The sequence below is a fragment of the Devosia sp. Root685 genome (genome assembly GCF_001427875.1).
Classification (GTDB): domain Bacteria; phylum Pseudomonadota; class Alphaproteobacteria; order Rhizobiales; family Devosiaceae; genus Devosia.
This window is the reverse complement of sequence record NZ_LMHK01000003.1, coordinates 218,123-232,533: the sequence shown is the minus strand read 5'-3', so window position 1 is coordinate 232,533 and position 14,411 is coordinate 218,123. Positions and strand designations below refer to the sequence as shown.

The window sequence follows — 14,411 nt, the reverse complement described above, 5'->3', positions numbered from 1 at the left end:
AGAATGAAAACTCTTATCACCGGTCTGATGGCGGGCACGATGGCGCTGGCGGCAATGCCGGGTGCCTTTGCGGCCGATGCTTTGACCCTGCAATTGAAGTGGGTGACGCAGGCCCAGTTTGCCGGCTATCTCGTTGCCGAAGCCAAGGGCTTTTATGACGAAGAAGATATCGACCTGACGATCCTGCCCGGCGGCCCGAACATTGCCCCCGAACAGGTGATCGCCGGGGGCGGCGCCGATATTATCGTCACCTGGATGGCGGCTGGCATGGCGGCCCGCGAAACCGGCGTGCCGCTCGTCAATATCGCCCAGCCGTTCAAGCGTTCGGGTCTGATGATGATCTGTCCGGTCGAAAAGGAAATCAAAACCGTCGCCGATTTCCCCGGGCACACGCTGGGCGTCTGGTTCTTCGGCAATGAATATCCGTTCTTTGCCTGGATGAACAAGGAAGGCATTGCGACCGACGGCTCGGCCGGCGGCGTCACCGTCCTGCAGCAGAGCTTTGATATCCAGCCGATGATCCAGGGCCAGGCCGATTGCATTTCAGTGATGACCTATAATGAATATGGCCAGGCGCTCGATGCCGGCTATGGCCCGGATAATCTGACCATCTTCAACTATACCGAGATGGGCAATGATCTCCTCGAAGACGGCCTCTATGTGCTCGAAGACTCGCTCAAGGATCCGGCCAAGGTCGATGCCTATACGCGCTTTGTCCGCGCCTCGATGAAGGGCTGGCAATACGCGCTCGACAACCCGGAAGAAGCCGCGCAGATTGTCGTCGATAGCGACGAAACCGGCGCTGCGGAACTGGCGCACCAGCTCTATATGGTCGGCGAGGTGTCCAAGCTCGTCGACGCGACCGACCCGGCGCTGAACATGGAAACCTATGATCGTACCGTCAAGGCACTGCTGGATCAGTCGATCATCAAAGCTCAGCCCGAAGGCGCCTACACCACCGTCGTCACCGACGCGTTGAAGTAATTTTCAAGCGTTTTAGAATTGGCGGGCGGGGAGCGATCCCTGCCCGTTTTTTTGGTTTTTTGGCACTCTTCTTTCCTCCCCGTTGTCACCCCGGCGAAAGCCGGAAACGGGGACCAATGGCGGGCTTGAAATTGCCACTGATGCCCTGCAAAAGGCGCAAAAGGCCGAGGAGACGAAAATGCCGACAGACCCGCTTACCCTTATGGGCTTCGGCACTGGCGCCGTTGTCATTATCTGGCTGATCTTTTCGGTCGTCAAAAAGGTCGTTGGCATTGCCATCGTGCTGGCGCTAGCGGCGGGCGGCTGGTTCTTGTGGACCAACCCGCAGCATCTGGCGCCGATCATTGCCTATGTCAGGCAATATACGGGCTAGAGCCGCCCAATCAGGTTCTCGCGCTTTAGTTCCTTGTTTTTGGGCATTTCTTTGCCGAAAAACCGGCCCCCGCTTTCGCTTCGCGACCGGAACGAAATCGCCCTTCCGCCAGTTGAGATGTCACATTTCAATTGCCGGAGTGCATTTCATGAATTCCATTATTTATCTCGTTGGCCTCGTCGTCATCGTCATGGCAATCCTGTCCTTCATCGGCCTCGCGTGAACGAGGGCCAGCACCATGACCATTGTACAACCAACTGAAGTCGCCGTTGTCGACGCATCGTCCACCCGCGAGGGCGCGAGCTATGTCGATTGGTCCGCAATCATTGCCGGCATCATCTTCGCCTCGGCCATTTCCCTGCTGTTCATCGCCTTTGGCACCGCCATTGGTCTGAATTTCGTCGATTTCCATTCGCGCGAAGGCGCTCCGGGCATTCTGATCGGCATTGCCGCGGCAAGCTGGTTCCTCTGGGTGCAGATTTCGAGCCTGATGGCCGGTGGCTATCTGGCAGGCCGCCTGCGCCGCCGGCATTTTGATGCCACGGAAGACGAAAGCGATGTGCGCGATGGCGCTCATGGCCTGATCGTTTGGGCTGGGGCTACCGTGCTCGGCGCGATTATCGCCGTGGGCGGCGTGGGTGCAGCGGCAAACATGGCCGGTTCGGCGCTGGCTACGGCCACCACCGCAACCTCAAACGTTGCCGAAGGCTCGGCGGACCTGATCGATCCCAATGCCTACTTCACCGATCAGCTGTTCCGTGCCGAACAGCCGGTGGCTGGCGACACGACCGCAAGCCGGGCTGAAGCGGCGCGTATCTTTGCCCAGGCCGCCCTGGGTGACGGCACCGTGCCGGATGCCGATCGCACCTATCTTGCCTCGGTGGTTGCGGCCAATACCGGTCTGACGCCGGAAGAGTCCGCGGCCCGGGTCGACCAGGTGATCGTCTCCATCGAAGGCGCCAAGCAGGATGCGCTTGAAGCAGCGCGTATTGCCCGCAACACCGCTATCATCGCCGCCTTCCTTCTTGCCGCAACGACGCTCGTGTCGGCTATCGGCGCCTATTGGGCGGCCCAGAAGGGTGGCAATCACCGCGATGAGAACACTGTGCTCACCGACGTCTTCCGTCGCTTTTAAGCACTGAGAGAAAGGAAAATACCATGTTCAAAGGTCTGGCTCTCTGGCTTCTCGGCATTCCGATCTGGCTGATTATTATTATTTTTCTCGTGACGTGACGAAGCGGGGCCGAAAGGCCCCGTTTTTCCTTCGCCGCCATTTCAGTAGCCTCATGGTGAGGTGCTTTGCACCGCAAAGCCTCGAACCACGAGGCGTGGCACAGAGGCATCGGGGGCACGCCCTCGTGGTTCGAGGCTCCACTCCGTTCCGCACCTCACCATGAGGGCTACTTTGGTGGTGAAGCTACAAACAAAAATCCCCGCGAAAGCGGGGATTTTTTGTCACTTGAACGAAAGCCCTAAGCGTCCGGATGCTTGAACACCAGGGCCGCATTGGTGCCACCAAAACCGAACGAATTGGATAGCACGTGGCCGAGATCGACGTTGTCGCGGCGCTGGCGGAGGATGGGCATGTCTTCGAAGGCGGGGTCCAGCACTTCGATATTGGCGCTTTCGGCGATGAAGCGATTGCGCATCATCAGGATCGAATAGATCGCTTCATGGACGCCCGTGGCGCCCTGGCTGTGGCCGGTCAGCGATTTGGTCGCCGAGATCGGCGGGCACTTGCCTTCATTGCCGAAGACGGCGCGGAGGGCTTCGATTTCCTTGAGATCGCCAACCGGCGTGGAAGTGGCGTGGGGGTTGATGTAGTCGATCGGCGCCTTGATGTTTTTAAGCGCCATGCGCATGCAGCGCTCGGCGCCTTCGCCGGAGGGCGCGACCATGTCGACGCCATCCGAAGTTGCGCCATAGCCGACAAGTTCGGCCCAAATTTTTGCGCCGCGTGCCTTGGCATGTTCGAGCTCTTCGAGCACCAGAACGCCGGCGCCGCCGGAAATGACGAAGCCGTCGCGGGCCGCGTCATAGGCGCGGGAGGCCTTTTCGGGGGTGTCGTTATAGTTCGAGCTCATGGCGCCCATGGCGTCGAAGAGATTGGAAAGGGTCCAATCGAGATCCTCGTGGCCGCCGGCAAAAACCACGTCCTGCTTGCCGAGCATGATCTGTTCCATGGCATTGCCGATGCAATGCTTGGAGGTCGCGCAGGCGGCGGTGATGGTATAATTGACACCCTTGATGGCAAAGGATGTGGCCAGCGTCGCCGAAGCCGTCGAGCCCATGGCCTTGGGGACGGCAAGCGGCCCGATGCGTTTTGGCGACTTCTTTTCGCGCGTCACGTCAGCGGCTTCGACGATGGTGCGGGTGGAGGCGCCGCCAGACCCCATGACGATGCCGGTCATGGGATTGGAAATGTCAGCTTCCTCGAGCCCTGCATCGGCAATGGCCTGCTGCATGGCGAGATAGTTCCAGGCCGCGCCCTTGCCCATGAAACGGGTGACGCGACGATCGAGCAGTTCGAAGGGATCAAGGCGCGGGTCGCCCTTGACCTGCGAACGGAAACCCAGTTCGGCGTAATCTTCGGCAAAGATAATGCCGGGCTTGGCCTGGCGCAGGCTGTCGGTGACTTCGTCGAGCGAGTTGCCGATCGAAGAAATGATACCCATGCCGGTTACCACTACTCGTCTCATAGAATCCTCGCTCTAGTCTCGTGACGTCGCCATGGGGCCCGGCGCTTCACTCTATATAGTTTCAGTTCGGTACGGCATTAAGGCCGCTCAGGCCGACTTCTGCTCGTGGAGCTGGGCATCGGTGAAAAGACCAACGCGCAAGTCCTTGGCTTCGTAGATCAATTTTCCGTCAGCCTTGACCCAGCCATCGGCGATGCCGAGGGTCAGGCGCGAGCGCATGACGCGCTTGATGTCGATGCCGTATTCGACGAGCTTGACGTCATTGGTCACCTGGCCGGTGAACTTGATCTCGCCCCCAAGAGCGCGGCCACGACCGGGCTGGCCGATCCAGCCGAGGAAAAAGCCGGTCATCTGCCAGACGGCATCGAGGCCGAGGCAGCCGGGCATGACGGGATCGCCGATAAAATGGCACTTGAAGAACCACAGATCAGGGTTCACATCGAGTTCGGCGCGCACGAGGCCCTTGCCGAAATCGCCCCCGGTCTCGTCGATTTGAGTGATGCGGTCGAACATCAGCATGGGCGGCGCGGGCAGGCGCGCGTCCATCTGGCCGGGCAATTCGCCGCGGCCATGTGCCAGCAACTCTTCATAACCAAATGCGTGTTGGCGGTCCGACATTACCTTCCCCACTTCGCTCAAGCCTTGTCTCGTATAGAGGTGCGGAAAAGGGGTCAAGCCAGCCCAAAGGCCAAGGGGCGCAAGCGTGTGCGGGCTGTGACAGTTCAGCGACTTGTTTCAAACCTCTGCCGCCCCTATAACGAAGGTCAGATTTTATGGACCAATGAGACGAGTAGCACTGGCCCAATGACCGATTTTGACCTTGCCGGCCGTCCCGCGTCCCACACGCCCTGCCTGACGGCGGTGTTGCGTATGGCTGGATTGCGGCCCACGCGGCAGCGCGTTGCCCTTGCCGAGCTGCTGTTTGGCGGCCCACATCGCCATGTCAGCGCCGAGCAGTTGCATTCTGAGGCCAATTCGGCCGATGTGAATGTGTCACTAGCCACCATCTACAATACCCTGCACCAGTTTCATGAAGCCGGGCTCCTGCGCGAAGTGGCGATCGATGCGTCGCGCTCCTATTTCGATACCGACACGTCCGACCACCATCATTTCTTTGTGGAAGACGAACAGCGGATGATCGATATCCCGGCCTCATCGGTCGAATTCAAAGCCCTGCCCAAGCCTCCAAAGGGCATGGAAGTGGCCCATGTCGACGTGGTGATCCGCGTGCGCAAGGCGGCGGTCTGAGGCTTTTCCGCCACGCACTTTCAAAGTGAACAAGCGTCATTCCAGCGAAGGCGGGAATCCCCTCTTGCACTGACGAGATTCCCGCCTTCGCGGGAATGACGCCGTGGTTGTGGTCAGCCTAGCGTCTCTACCCCGTGACAAATGCTAACCCTTTCCCCATATAGTGGGACCCAGGAAACAGCGACGAAGGTGGTCGATGCCCGAAAAGGTCAATCTCAATGCCTATTTCGAGCGAATCGGCTTTGCCGGTTCGATCGCGCCTACTATCCAGACATTGGAATTGCTGCATGCGCTGCATCCAGCCGTCATTCCCTTTGAAAACATCGCGCCGCTGATCGGGGAACCGGTGCTGCTCGACCAGCAAAGCCTTGAAAAAAAGCTGCTCATCGAGAGGCGTGGCGGCTTCTGTTTCGAGCACAATTTCCTCTTCATGCGGATCCTCCAAGACCTCGACTATGAGGTGCGGCCGCTGTTGGCACGGGTGATCTGGACCAATCCCGAAGCCATTGCCGCGCCGCCGAGCCACATGCTGCTGCTCGTCGATATCAAGGGCACCAATTATATCGCCGATGTGGGCTTTGGCGGTCTGAGCCTGACGGCGCCGCTGCGTCTGCGCGCCAGCTCCGAACAGGCGACGCCGCACGAAACTTTCCGACTGACCGGCAGCGATCCCGATTGGACGCTCGAGGTCAAGATCGGGGAAGAGTGGCGCGGGGTCTATGTCTTTACCACCGAGGCGGTGGACGAAGTGGACCTTTGGGACCTCAACCGCGACCTTTCGAGTAATCCCGCCTCGCCCTTCACGCTGCAATTGCGCGCGGCCCTCGCCCCGAGCGGGCGGCGGCTGAAGGTGCACAATGACCTGTTCACCGTGCAGCCGACCGGGGAAGCGGCGGAAAAGCGCACCCTGACTTCGGTTGAGGACATGCGCGCCGTGCTGACTGAAGAGCTGGGCCTGACCCTGCCCGAGAGCGAAAAGCTCGACGCAAGGCTGGCCGGCTTCCACCCCATCCCACCCGAAACGGCCGAGTAGCGCCATGGCGCCTGTTACGGTGCCGCTGGAGGCGCTGCGTGAGTTTCCCGATTTCCAGTCGTTTTACGACTGGCTGGCGAAAAACCACGACAGTGCGCCCGAAGTCTGGATCCGGATTTTCAAGAAGGCCTCGGGCAAGCCGACGATCACGCCCGTCGAGGCGATCGACGCCGTGCTTTGCTGGGGCTGGATCGACGCCATCAAGAAGAGCTGGGACGACGAGAGTTTCGTGCAGCGCTATTGCCCGCGCCGGCCCAAATCGGTGTGGAGCCAGATCAATCGCGACAATGTCGCGCGGTTAAGCGAGGCGGGGTTGATGACCGGGCACGGTGAGAAGCATGTCGATCTCGCCAAGGCGGACGGACGCTGGGACGCGGCCTACAAAACCACGATGGGTCCGCCCGAGGACCTGCTGGCCGCAATCAAGGCCAATGCGGATGCGCTGAAGACCTATGAAGGCCTGACGGCGCAAAACCGCTTCGCGCTGACGTTTCGCGTGCACAATCTCAAGACCGAGGCGGGGCGGAAGAAGAAGATCGCCAGTCTGGTGGAAATGCTGGCGCGGGGCGAAACGATCCACCCGCAGGGGTCCTAGGCCCCCTCTTTCCCCTTCACGGCCAAATCCTCCTCCAGCGTCGCATTGCGCAGTTTCAGCGCCGCGACGATATCGGAAAGGAACCGCTCGATGACCTCGATATCACCACGCGAATAATCCGCCAGCACGGTTTCGCGCAGGCGCTTGGCGCTGCGGGTTAGGGGCAGCGCCATCTCCTCGGCCCCCGGCCCGACCCGCAGCAGGGTGGCGCGGCGATCGTTGGGGTGCTGCTCACGCAGCACATAGGCGTCTTTTTCCAGCCGGTTGATCAGGATGGCCGTCGCGCCCGAGGTCATGCCGAGATACCGGCCGAGCGCCGTTGGCGTCGCCTGACCCTCCTGATCCCTGACGAAGCGGATGGCCATCATGTCGGACATGTTGATGCCCGCCGCTGCCGAGAAGGCGCGATAGCCGCGGCTCATCTCGTCGGTCAATTCGCGCATCAATGGTTCGATCCGATCCTGCATGCCCCCTCCTTTATCCAGTTTTTACTATTTTGCAAAGATACTTTCTTGCAAAGGTACTTTTTCGGGACTAGATAGCTGCCAACACACCAGCAATCGAAGACACCGAAATGGCCAAGCTTTCTCCTATGACCGAAGGCGACATTCAAGCCGCCAATACCGCCCGCGCCGAATCCCGGCCTGCCGTGATCCCGCCCGTTCCGGCCGAAGCCGCGCCTGTCGCGCCCGCGGAAATTGCCGGGGAACCAGCAAAGCCCTCGCGCAGCCGCAAGAAGGCACGGATCGTGGGCCTCAGCCTTTTCGTCATTTTGGGCGGCGCCATTGCCTGGTATCCGCTCTCGGACCATAACGCGCCTTTCGCCTCGGGCGGTTCCGTCATGGGCAATGTGACCCAGATCGGGCCTCGCGTGGCGGGCCCTGTCGCCGAAGTGCTGGTCACGGACAATTCGAGCGTCAAGGCGGGCGATCCGCTGTTCCGCATCGACGAAACCACCTTCAAGATGGACGTGGCGCAGGCCGAGGCACAGCTCGATCTGACCTCGACCAATATTTCCTCGGCGAGCGCCGCTATTCCCGCGACCCAGGCCAAATTGAGCCAGGCCGATGTGGCACTGGTGACGGCGAAAGATGCCGTCGAGCGCACGCGGCAGATGTATGACCGCGGCCTTGTGACCGACGCCCAGAAGACCCAAGCCGAGGGCAATTTCCAGACGGCCGAGCTCAATGTCGCGGCCGCCAAGGCGGAACTCGATCGCGTCACCACCTCGGCCGGTGCGCTTGACGATACCAATCCCAATTATCGCGCCGCGCTGGCCGGCGTCGAAAAGGCGCGCTTTGCGCTTGCAAGCACCACGGTGGTGGCGCCGACCGATGGACACGTGTCCAATCTGCTGCTGACCCAGGGTCAGTTCGTCGCTGCCGGTTCTCCTGTTATGACCTTCATTTCGGGCGATCGCGGCTCTGTACTCGTCGATTTCCGCGAGAACCAACTGGTCAATGTGCAGGCTGGCGACAAGGCCGTGGTGGTGTTCGAAGCCGCGCCGGGAAAACAGTTCGACGCGACGGTCGATTCCATTGCCTGGGGCATTTCGAGCGGCCGCACTTCCACTAATGGCCTCGCCCAGTCTTCGACCGACACACGCTGGTTCCCGCCGGCCCGGAAAATCCCGGTTCGCGTGAGCATCGACGATCCCGCTTCGCTTCCCCCCAATGTGCGGATCGGCTCGGAAGCGGCAGCCCTGATCCTCCCCGATGAAGGCGGCATCGTGCCTGTCATCGCGCGGATCATGCTCGGCTTTTCGAGCGTGATGTCGGGCTTTAACTAAAATGGAAACGCTGCCGCGCGTCGATCCGCTGGAAGATCCCTATCTCGCACTCCGCACCATGCTCGGCGTCGTCCTGCTGTTTGCGCTGGCCGAGCCGCTGGGCATGAGCCAGCCCATGCTGCCCATCGCGATCGGCATGAGCATTCTTTCCGGCCAGCGCGGCGCCCTGACGCCGCGCACCTTTGCCGGGCCGATCATGCTGCCTGTTATCGCCGTCATTTTCTCCTGGCTCGCGGCCATAACGGTCAACGAGCCGATGCTCTTCATCATCATGAATGTGGTGCTGGCGGCAGGCGGCATTGCCCTCATGCTGTTCCGCGGCTCGCGCGCCGGCATGATGCTGACGGTCTTTCCCGCGATGATGTCGATTTCGGCGCTCTACAATGAATATGCACTGGTCGCCATTCGCGACAGCATGGTTTCGGGCGGGCTGATGGTGGGGGTGGCGGCCGTCGTCACCAACCTCTTGTTTCCGCCGAAAACCAAGCGCGTGCACGTGGAGCAACCAAAGCCGCATGTGTCGCGCAATCCGGCGGTGGAACTGGGCATTCGCGTTGCGGTCTATCTCGCCGTGCTGATCGCTACCTACGCGACCAATAATATCAGCTTGCTTATCGCGCCGATCATGATGGTTTTCATCTGCGCCGAGCCCGACCATGGCGGGCGTATCGAGCAGGTGGTGGATCGCGGCGGCGGCACCATCATCGGCGCAATCGTCGGGATTTTGGCGCTGTTCGTCTACAATCTCGTGCCTCAGTTTATCGTGCTGTTGTTGCTGCTGGCCGCCATCACCTATGTGCTGATCGACCGGATGACCACCGGGCCGGCGCGGCCGCAATATTATCAATATGTGTGCTCGGTGGCGCTGGTGGTGGTGCTGTCCTCGATCTACGGCACCAATTCGGCCTTCGAGGTTGTGGTGCAGCGCGTCTCAATCACCGTCGGCATCATGCTGGCTGGCATCGTGCTGCTGTCGCTGCTTGAAACCATGTTCGTCGAACGTGACGATAGTCCCGAGCAACTGGCGCCGGTCGCCTCCTAAGCCTTCCAATCACTCGCCGCCCGGTGCTACATCGGGCGGCGGGTGTTGGCGCCGATGGAGGGGCGGGACATGGCTTTGGACGTCGCTTTTCTGCGCGGCATCAATCTCGGCAAGCGCCAGATGAAGATGGCTGAACTGAAAACCTGTCTCGAAGAGGCGGGGTTTGAGGACGTGAAGACCATTCTCGCCAGTGGCAATGTCCGCTTTCTGAGCAAAGCCGGCCCAGCCGAGAGCAAGACCCTCCTCGAAAAGAGCATCGAGCAAAAATTTGGCTTTAAGGTCGGCGTGGTATTGCGCAGCGAAGGCGAGATCAAGGAAATGCTCGCCGAGCATCCCTTTGACAGGATCGATCCCGCGGCCGACGTGACCCGGCATGTGCTGATGTCCGATGAGCCCCTGCCCAAGGGCGTGGTCATCGAGGACAGGCCCGGCCACACCGAGATCGTCCGCATCGATGCAAGGGAAATCTACATTGCCTGCTATCGCCAGCCCAACGGGCGCTATACGGAAGGCGTCGAGGAGGTGCTGAAGCCGCTTTATGCCAAGCTGGGCAAGGGCGTGCTTGACACCATGCGCAACTGGAACACCATAGAAAAGGTCCTCAAGTGATCGTTGTTTTCGGCTCTACCAATCTCGATCAGGTCGGCACCGTTTCGCGTCTGCCGGCACCCGGCGAAACCGTTGCAGGCGGCACCTTTTCCATGGCGCCAGGCGGCAAGGGCGCCAATCAGGCGCTGGCCGCGCGCCGCGCCGGAGCCGATGTGCGGCATGTCTCGGCCGTGGGCGACGATGCCTTTGCCGATATGGCGCTGAAGCTGTTGCAGGAGGGCGGGGTCGATCTCAGCCAGATGCGCAAGGCGCGTGCTGCAACCGGCATCGCCATGATCTTTGTCGATAGCGCGGGCGAGAACGTCATCGCTATCCTGCCCGGTGCCAATGGCACGGTAAGCGCTGAGGATGCCGAGCGTACGCTGGGTGGCCTGACGCCCAATGACACGATCCTGCTGCAGCAGGAGGTTCCGCAGGCAGCAACGCGGCGGGCGCTCGAAATTGCCCGGGCCAAGGGTGCGCGCAGCGTGCTCAATACCGCGCCCTTCCTCGCCGACACTCCCGAACTCGCGCCGCTGGCCGATATCGTCGTCGCCAACGAAACCGAATTTGCGCTGCTTTCGGGCCGCGGCATCGAGGAACTCGATGCCGCCATGGACGAGTGGGTGAAAAAGACCGGGCGCACCATTGTCGTTACCCTGGGCCCAGATGGGGCGCGGGCGGCCTCGCCGGAGGGCAAGTTTGCGGTGCCGGCCTATAAGGTGGTTCCGGTCGATACGGTTGGTGCAGGCGATACGTTTTGCGGTTATCTGGCAGCGAGCCTTGATGCTGGAATGACGCTTGAAACGGCCATGCGCCGCGCGGCCGTGGCGGGGAGCCTTGCGTGTCTCAATCCGGGCGCGCAGCCGGCTATTCCGCTGGCCGGGGATGTGGACGCGCTGGTTTAAAGGATCATATAGAAACCGCTGCGGGCCGCCCTCGAGGGCGGCCTTTTTCATTCCTCATTGTTCGCTCCCTTGACGCGCTGAACGCCTTCTTCTAATTAATGACCATCAGTCATTAATTAGAAGAAGGCGACCATGGCACGAACCAGGGTGGACGACAAATCGAGCATCATTGCCGAGAGTGCCGCCCGGCTGTTTCGCGACAGGGGCATTGCCGATGTTTCCATAGAAGAGATCGCCGCCGCCGCCGGGATCGCAAAGGGTACGTTCTATCTGTATTTCCGCACCCGGGATGATCTGCTCGAAAAGCTGGCAACAAAGCTGGTGGACCAGATGGCGCGTGCGGCCGAAACCGCTGGCCGGCACCCGGGCAATGGGCTCGAGCGGTTGGCCGCAGCCGTCTGGGCGCTAAAGCTCGTCGACCGCTCGGAAGACTATCTGGTCGAGGCGCTCAACAGGCCGGAAAACAGCGCGCTGCATGAACGGGTCAATGTGTCCCTCGTGCGCCGCATTGGGCCGGTTCTGGTCGACATTGTGGAAGACGGACGAAAAGAGGGTGTATTCGAGGTCGATGACCCCCTCTCCACCCTCCAGTTCATTCTTGCCGGGCAGGCCACGCTTCTGGGCGGGGGGCGGTTCAACTGGTCGGGCGAAGAATATGCCGCCCGTCTCAAAGCGACCTTTACCCTTATCGAGCGTGCCCTCGGCGTCCATGAGCCCGGCGCGCTGGTGCGGCGGCTGAGCCAGGCTCTCGGCCAACTCGATCCGACCTCACTTTCTTCCGACAACAAGGAGCTGACAGAATGAATATCCATATCGAAAAATATGCCGATGGCGTAAAGCAGGAGACCCTGACGCTGCCTTTGGGTCCGCTGCGTTTTTCGCCGGTCTGCTACCGGCCGAGGCGCGCCGACACCTTTCGGAGCATGGCCTCGACCTCGACAGACTGCTTGATACCAAATCGACCGCTACCGACGTGCAATGGCTCGAGGTTACGGAAAAAGACACGCCCAAGCGCATCCGCATTTCGCGCGGAGGATGATTGCACTAACCGGCCGATGCCTCAGTGGAAAACCCGCCGCGGCTGGAACTGGCCGAATTCGACCGAGCCCGTCGCCACCACCTTGCCCTTGAAACTCACCCAGCATTCGTCGAGTTGAGCGGGGGCCGCGGCGCCGGTAAGAAGCACCGGATTGCCATTGCCGACGGCGCTGGCCTGGCTGGCGTCGAGGCGGATTTCGGGGAGATCGACGAGACCGGCCGAGGTCGGGGCCAGGAGCGCGTCGCGGGCTTCGCCGGCTTCGGCGGCTTCCAATTCTTCGAGCGTTACCGCGTCTTCATCGGAAAACGGGCCGACGGCGGCACGGTGGAGGCTGCCGACATGGCCGCGCGTGCCCAAAACTTCGGCGATATCGCGGGCGAGCGAGCGCACATAGGTGCCCTTGCCGCAGGTGACTTCCAGAACGCTCTGTTCGGCGCCGTGTTCGAGGAGCACGAGGGTGTCGATTTCGATTGGGCGTTCGGCCAGTTCGACCGTTTCGCCGGCACGGGCGAGATCATAGGCGCGTTCGCCATCGATCTTGAGGGCCGAAAAGATCGGGGGGCGCTGCATGATGAGGCCGGTAAAGCGCGGCAGCACGGCTTCGAGCGCCGCCCTGTCGGGCCGCACGTCCGAGGTGGCGATCACTTCGCCTTCGCGATCATCGGTCGTGGTGGCGCTGCCCCAGACGATCGAGAAGCGATAGATCTTGGTGCCGTCTTGCACTTGCGGCACGGCCTTGGTGGCTTCGCCGAGAGCAATCGGCAGGATGCCCGTTGCCAGGGGGTCGAGGGTGCCGGCATGGCCGGCCTTGGCGGCGGAAAAGAGCCAGCGCACCTTGCCCACCGCCTGGGTGGAGGTGAAGTCATAGGGCTTATTGAGCACAACCCATCCGGAAATGGGGCGCTTTTTGGATTTTTTCTGTTCGGTCACGGCTATTCTTCGTCGCTACCGTCTTCGTCGAGATCGCGCTTGACGCGATCCGAGCGCAGCAATTCGTCGATCCGGCCAGCTTCCTCAAACGTGTCATCGACATAGAAGCGGATGTCGGGGGCGTATTTGAGGTTGATACGCGGCGCGACGCGGCCACGGATAAATTTGGCATGACGATTGAGCGCGGCGACGATCTCTTCGGCATGCACGCCGCCGAGCGGCATCACATAGGCATTGGCGAGTTTCAGATCGGGCGTCATGCGCACTTCGGGCACGGTCAGGACCGAACCGACCAGCGCTTCGTCCTCGATGTCACCGCGCGCAAAAACGTCGGCCAGCGCGTGGCGCACCAATTCGCCAACGCGCAGCATGCGCTGGCTCGGACCCAGAGGCTTGTTGTCTTTTTTCATGGGCAAGCGGATTAGGCTTTTAGGACCTTTCCGTCAATCCGCCTTGCGGAGCGAGACCTCGGCTTTGAGCTGGTTTGCCCGCGCCTGGACCACCTCGGTCGCGACCGGCCAGGTCTTGGGATCGCCGGGATCAAAGCTCTTGCCGCGCCATTCCTGATAGATGATGGCCACACCCGTATCGGACCGCTGGAAGCTTGCGACCATGATTTCGCCGAGACCGGCAAAGGTGGAATAGCGATCGGCATAGGCGCCGCAGACAAAGCCGAGCGGCGCGAGATCGTTATCGCCCTTGTCGGGGCCGAGCTGGAAGAAGCCGGTCAGCGCCGGATTGCAGCTATTGGCGTGCAGCACCATCAGCGCGGCGCGATAATCGGCCAGGGTCCGCTCGTTTTCGTCGCGGCTGATGCGCGCGCCATAAAGGGTCGTCCAGAGCGCTTCGCTCTCGCCCTTGGGATAGATTTCAAGCAGAGCCTGGCCGTCTTCGGCAAGGAAAGTGGTTTCAACCCGGGCGAGCGCGGCCTCGTCACCCGTCAGCCAATCGGGGCGGGGAAGCGAGAGCTGGTGACCCATCGCATCGAGCGCCAGCTTGCCGCTTTCCTCGAGAAGGGGTGGGGTGCTACGAATCTGTGCCGCCGCCGGCATGGTGGCGGCGCCCAAGGCGACAAGAACAAGACAAACGGTTCTCAACGGCGTCACGGGGCACTCCTTAGCCCAAAGACAGGTGCAGCCCGGCCCAAGCCCCCAAAGGCCAGCTGCTGTGCGCACGATTAGAA

At 61.3% G+C, this 14,411-nt stretch carries 17 protein-coding genes; 11 read left to right on the top strand and 6 right to left on the bottom strand.

Features of this window, described 5'->3' with window-relative positions; all coding sequences use genetic code 11:
• Positions 1-3 precede the first annotated feature (3 nt).
• From ASD83_RS16345 to ASD83_RS16335, 3 genes are all read left to right on the top strand, one after another.
• Positions 4-984, top strand: a complete 981-nt coding sequence (locus ASD83_RS16345) for an ABC transporter substrate-binding protein (RefSeq protein ID WP_056312902.1) — start codon at positions 4-6, stop codon at positions 982-984.
• Positions 985-1,162: 178 nt separating this feature from the next.
• Positions 1,163-1,357: a hypothetical protein gene (locus tag ASD83_RS16340; RefSeq protein WP_156386016.1), complete on the top strand. Its 195-nt coding sequence runs from the start codon at positions 1,163-1,165 to the stop codon at positions 1,355-1,357.
• 238 nt (positions 1,358-1,595) lie between these two features.
• A complete protein-coding gene (locus ASD83_RS16335; protein ID WP_056312898.1) occupies positions 1,596-2,492 on the top strand; it encodes a hypothetical protein in 897 nt (298 codons plus the stop codon).
• A gap of 337 nt (positions 2,493-2,829) precedes the next feature.
• Here ASD83_RS16335 and fabB read toward each other — a convergent pair whose 3' ends face one another.
• Together fabB and fabA are read right to left on the bottom strand one after the other, a co-directional pair.
• A complete protein-coding gene (fabB, locus tag ASD83_RS16330) occupies positions 2,830-4,056 on the bottom strand; it encodes a beta-ketoacyl-ACP synthase I (RefSeq protein WP_056312896.1) in 1,227 nt (408 codons plus the stop codon).
• Positions 4,057-4,143: 87 nt separating this feature from the next.
• Entirely contained in the window at positions 4,144-4,674 is a 531-nt protein-coding gene (fabA, locus tag ASD83_RS16325) for a 3-hydroxyacyl-[acyl-carrier-protein] dehydratase FabA (RefSeq protein ID WP_056312894.1), read from the bottom strand.
• A gap of 186 nt (positions 4,675-4,860) precedes the next feature.
• Between fabA and irrA the strand changes: the two genes are divergently transcribed.
• The 3 genes from irrA (at position 4,861) to ASD83_RS16310 (ending at position 6,932) form a co-directional block, all read left to right on the top strand.
• Complete coding sequence (irrA, locus tag ASD83_RS16320) at positions 4,861-5,304, top strand: iron response transcriptional regulator IrrA (protein ID WP_056312892.1); 444 nt, start codon at positions 4,861-4,863, stop codon at positions 5,302-5,304.
• A gap of 196 nt (positions 5,305-5,500) precedes the next feature.
• Positions 5,501-6,337 (top strand): arylamine N-acetyltransferase family protein, encoded by an 837-nt coding sequence (locus tag ASD83_RS16315; protein ID WP_056312889.1) that lies wholly within the window; start codon positions 5,501-5,503, stop codon positions 6,335-6,337.
• Positions 6,338-6,341: 4 nt separating this feature from the next.
• Entirely contained in the window at positions 6,342-6,932 is a 591-nt protein-coding gene (locus ASD83_RS16310; RefSeq protein ID WP_056312888.1) for a YdeI/OmpD-associated family protein, read from the top strand.
• Here the strand turns inward: ASD83_RS16310 and ASD83_RS16305 are convergent.
• Positions 6,929-7,399, bottom strand: coding sequence for a MarR family winged helix-turn-helix transcriptional regulator (locus ASD83_RS16305; protein WP_056312886.1), 471 nt, complete (start codon positions 7,397-7,399; stop codon positions 6,929-6,931). The genes ASD83_RS16310 and ASD83_RS16305 overlap by 4 nt on opposite strands.
• A 107-nt stretch (positions 7,400-7,506) precedes the next feature.
• Between ASD83_RS16305 and ASD83_RS16300 the strand changes: the two genes are divergently transcribed.
• From ASD83_RS16300 to ASD83_RS16280, 5 genes are all read left to right on the top strand, one after another.
• A complete protein-coding gene (locus ASD83_RS16300) occupies positions 7,507-8,721 on the top strand; it encodes an HlyD family secretion protein (protein ID WP_082561281.1) in 1,215 nt (404 codons plus the stop codon).
• A 1-nt stretch (position 8,722) separates the two neighbouring features.
• On the top strand, positions 8,723-9,763 hold the full coding sequence (locus ASD83_RS16295) for an FUSC family protein (protein WP_056312882.1): 1,041 nt from the start codon (positions 8,723-8,725) through the stop codon (positions 9,761-9,763).
• 69 nt (positions 9,764-9,832) lie between these two features.
• Positions 9,833-10,372 carry a DUF1697 domain-containing protein gene (locus ASD83_RS16290; protein WP_056312880.1) on the top strand — a complete coding sequence of 180 codons (540 nt, stop codon included), beginning with the start codon at positions 9,833-9,835 and terminating at the stop codon, positions 10,370-10,372.
• A complete protein-coding gene (locus ASD83_RS16285) occupies positions 10,369-11,259 on the top strand; it encodes a ribokinase (protein WP_056312878.1) in 891 nt (296 codons plus the stop codon). The genes ASD83_RS16290 and ASD83_RS16285 overlap by 4 nt, the downstream gene beginning before the upstream one ends.
• A gap of 132 nt (positions 11,260-11,391) precedes the next feature.
• Positions 11,392-12,063, top strand: a complete 672-nt coding sequence (locus ASD83_RS16280) for a TetR/AcrR family transcriptional regulator (RefSeq protein ID WP_082561279.1) — start codon at positions 11,392-11,394, stop codon at positions 12,061-12,063.
• 256 nt (positions 12,064-12,319) lie between these two features.
• Here ASD83_RS16280 and truB read toward each other — a convergent pair whose 3' ends face one another.
• The 3 genes from truB to ASD83_RS16265 are packed head-to-tail and all read right to left on the bottom strand — an operon-like array spanning position 12,320 to position 14,334.
• Positions 12,320-13,228: a tRNA pseudouridine(55) synthase TruB gene (gene truB, locus ASD83_RS16275; RefSeq protein WP_056312874.1), complete on the bottom strand. Its 909-nt coding sequence runs from the start codon at positions 13,226-13,228 to the stop codon at positions 12,320-12,322.
• A 2-nt stretch (positions 13,229-13,230) separates the two neighbouring features.
• Positions 13,231-13,638 carry a 30S ribosome-binding factor RbfA gene (gene rbfA / locus ASD83_RS16270; RefSeq protein WP_056312871.1) on the bottom strand — a complete coding sequence of 136 codons (408 nt, stop codon included), beginning with the start codon at positions 13,636-13,638 and terminating at the stop codon, positions 13,231-13,233.
• 33 nt (positions 13,639-13,671) lie between these two features.
• Positions 13,672-14,334, bottom strand: a complete 663-nt coding sequence (locus tag ASD83_RS16265) for a hypothetical protein (protein WP_156386014.1) — start codon at positions 14,332-14,334, stop codon at positions 13,672-13,674.
• Positions 14,335-14,411: the final 77 nt, after the last annotated feature.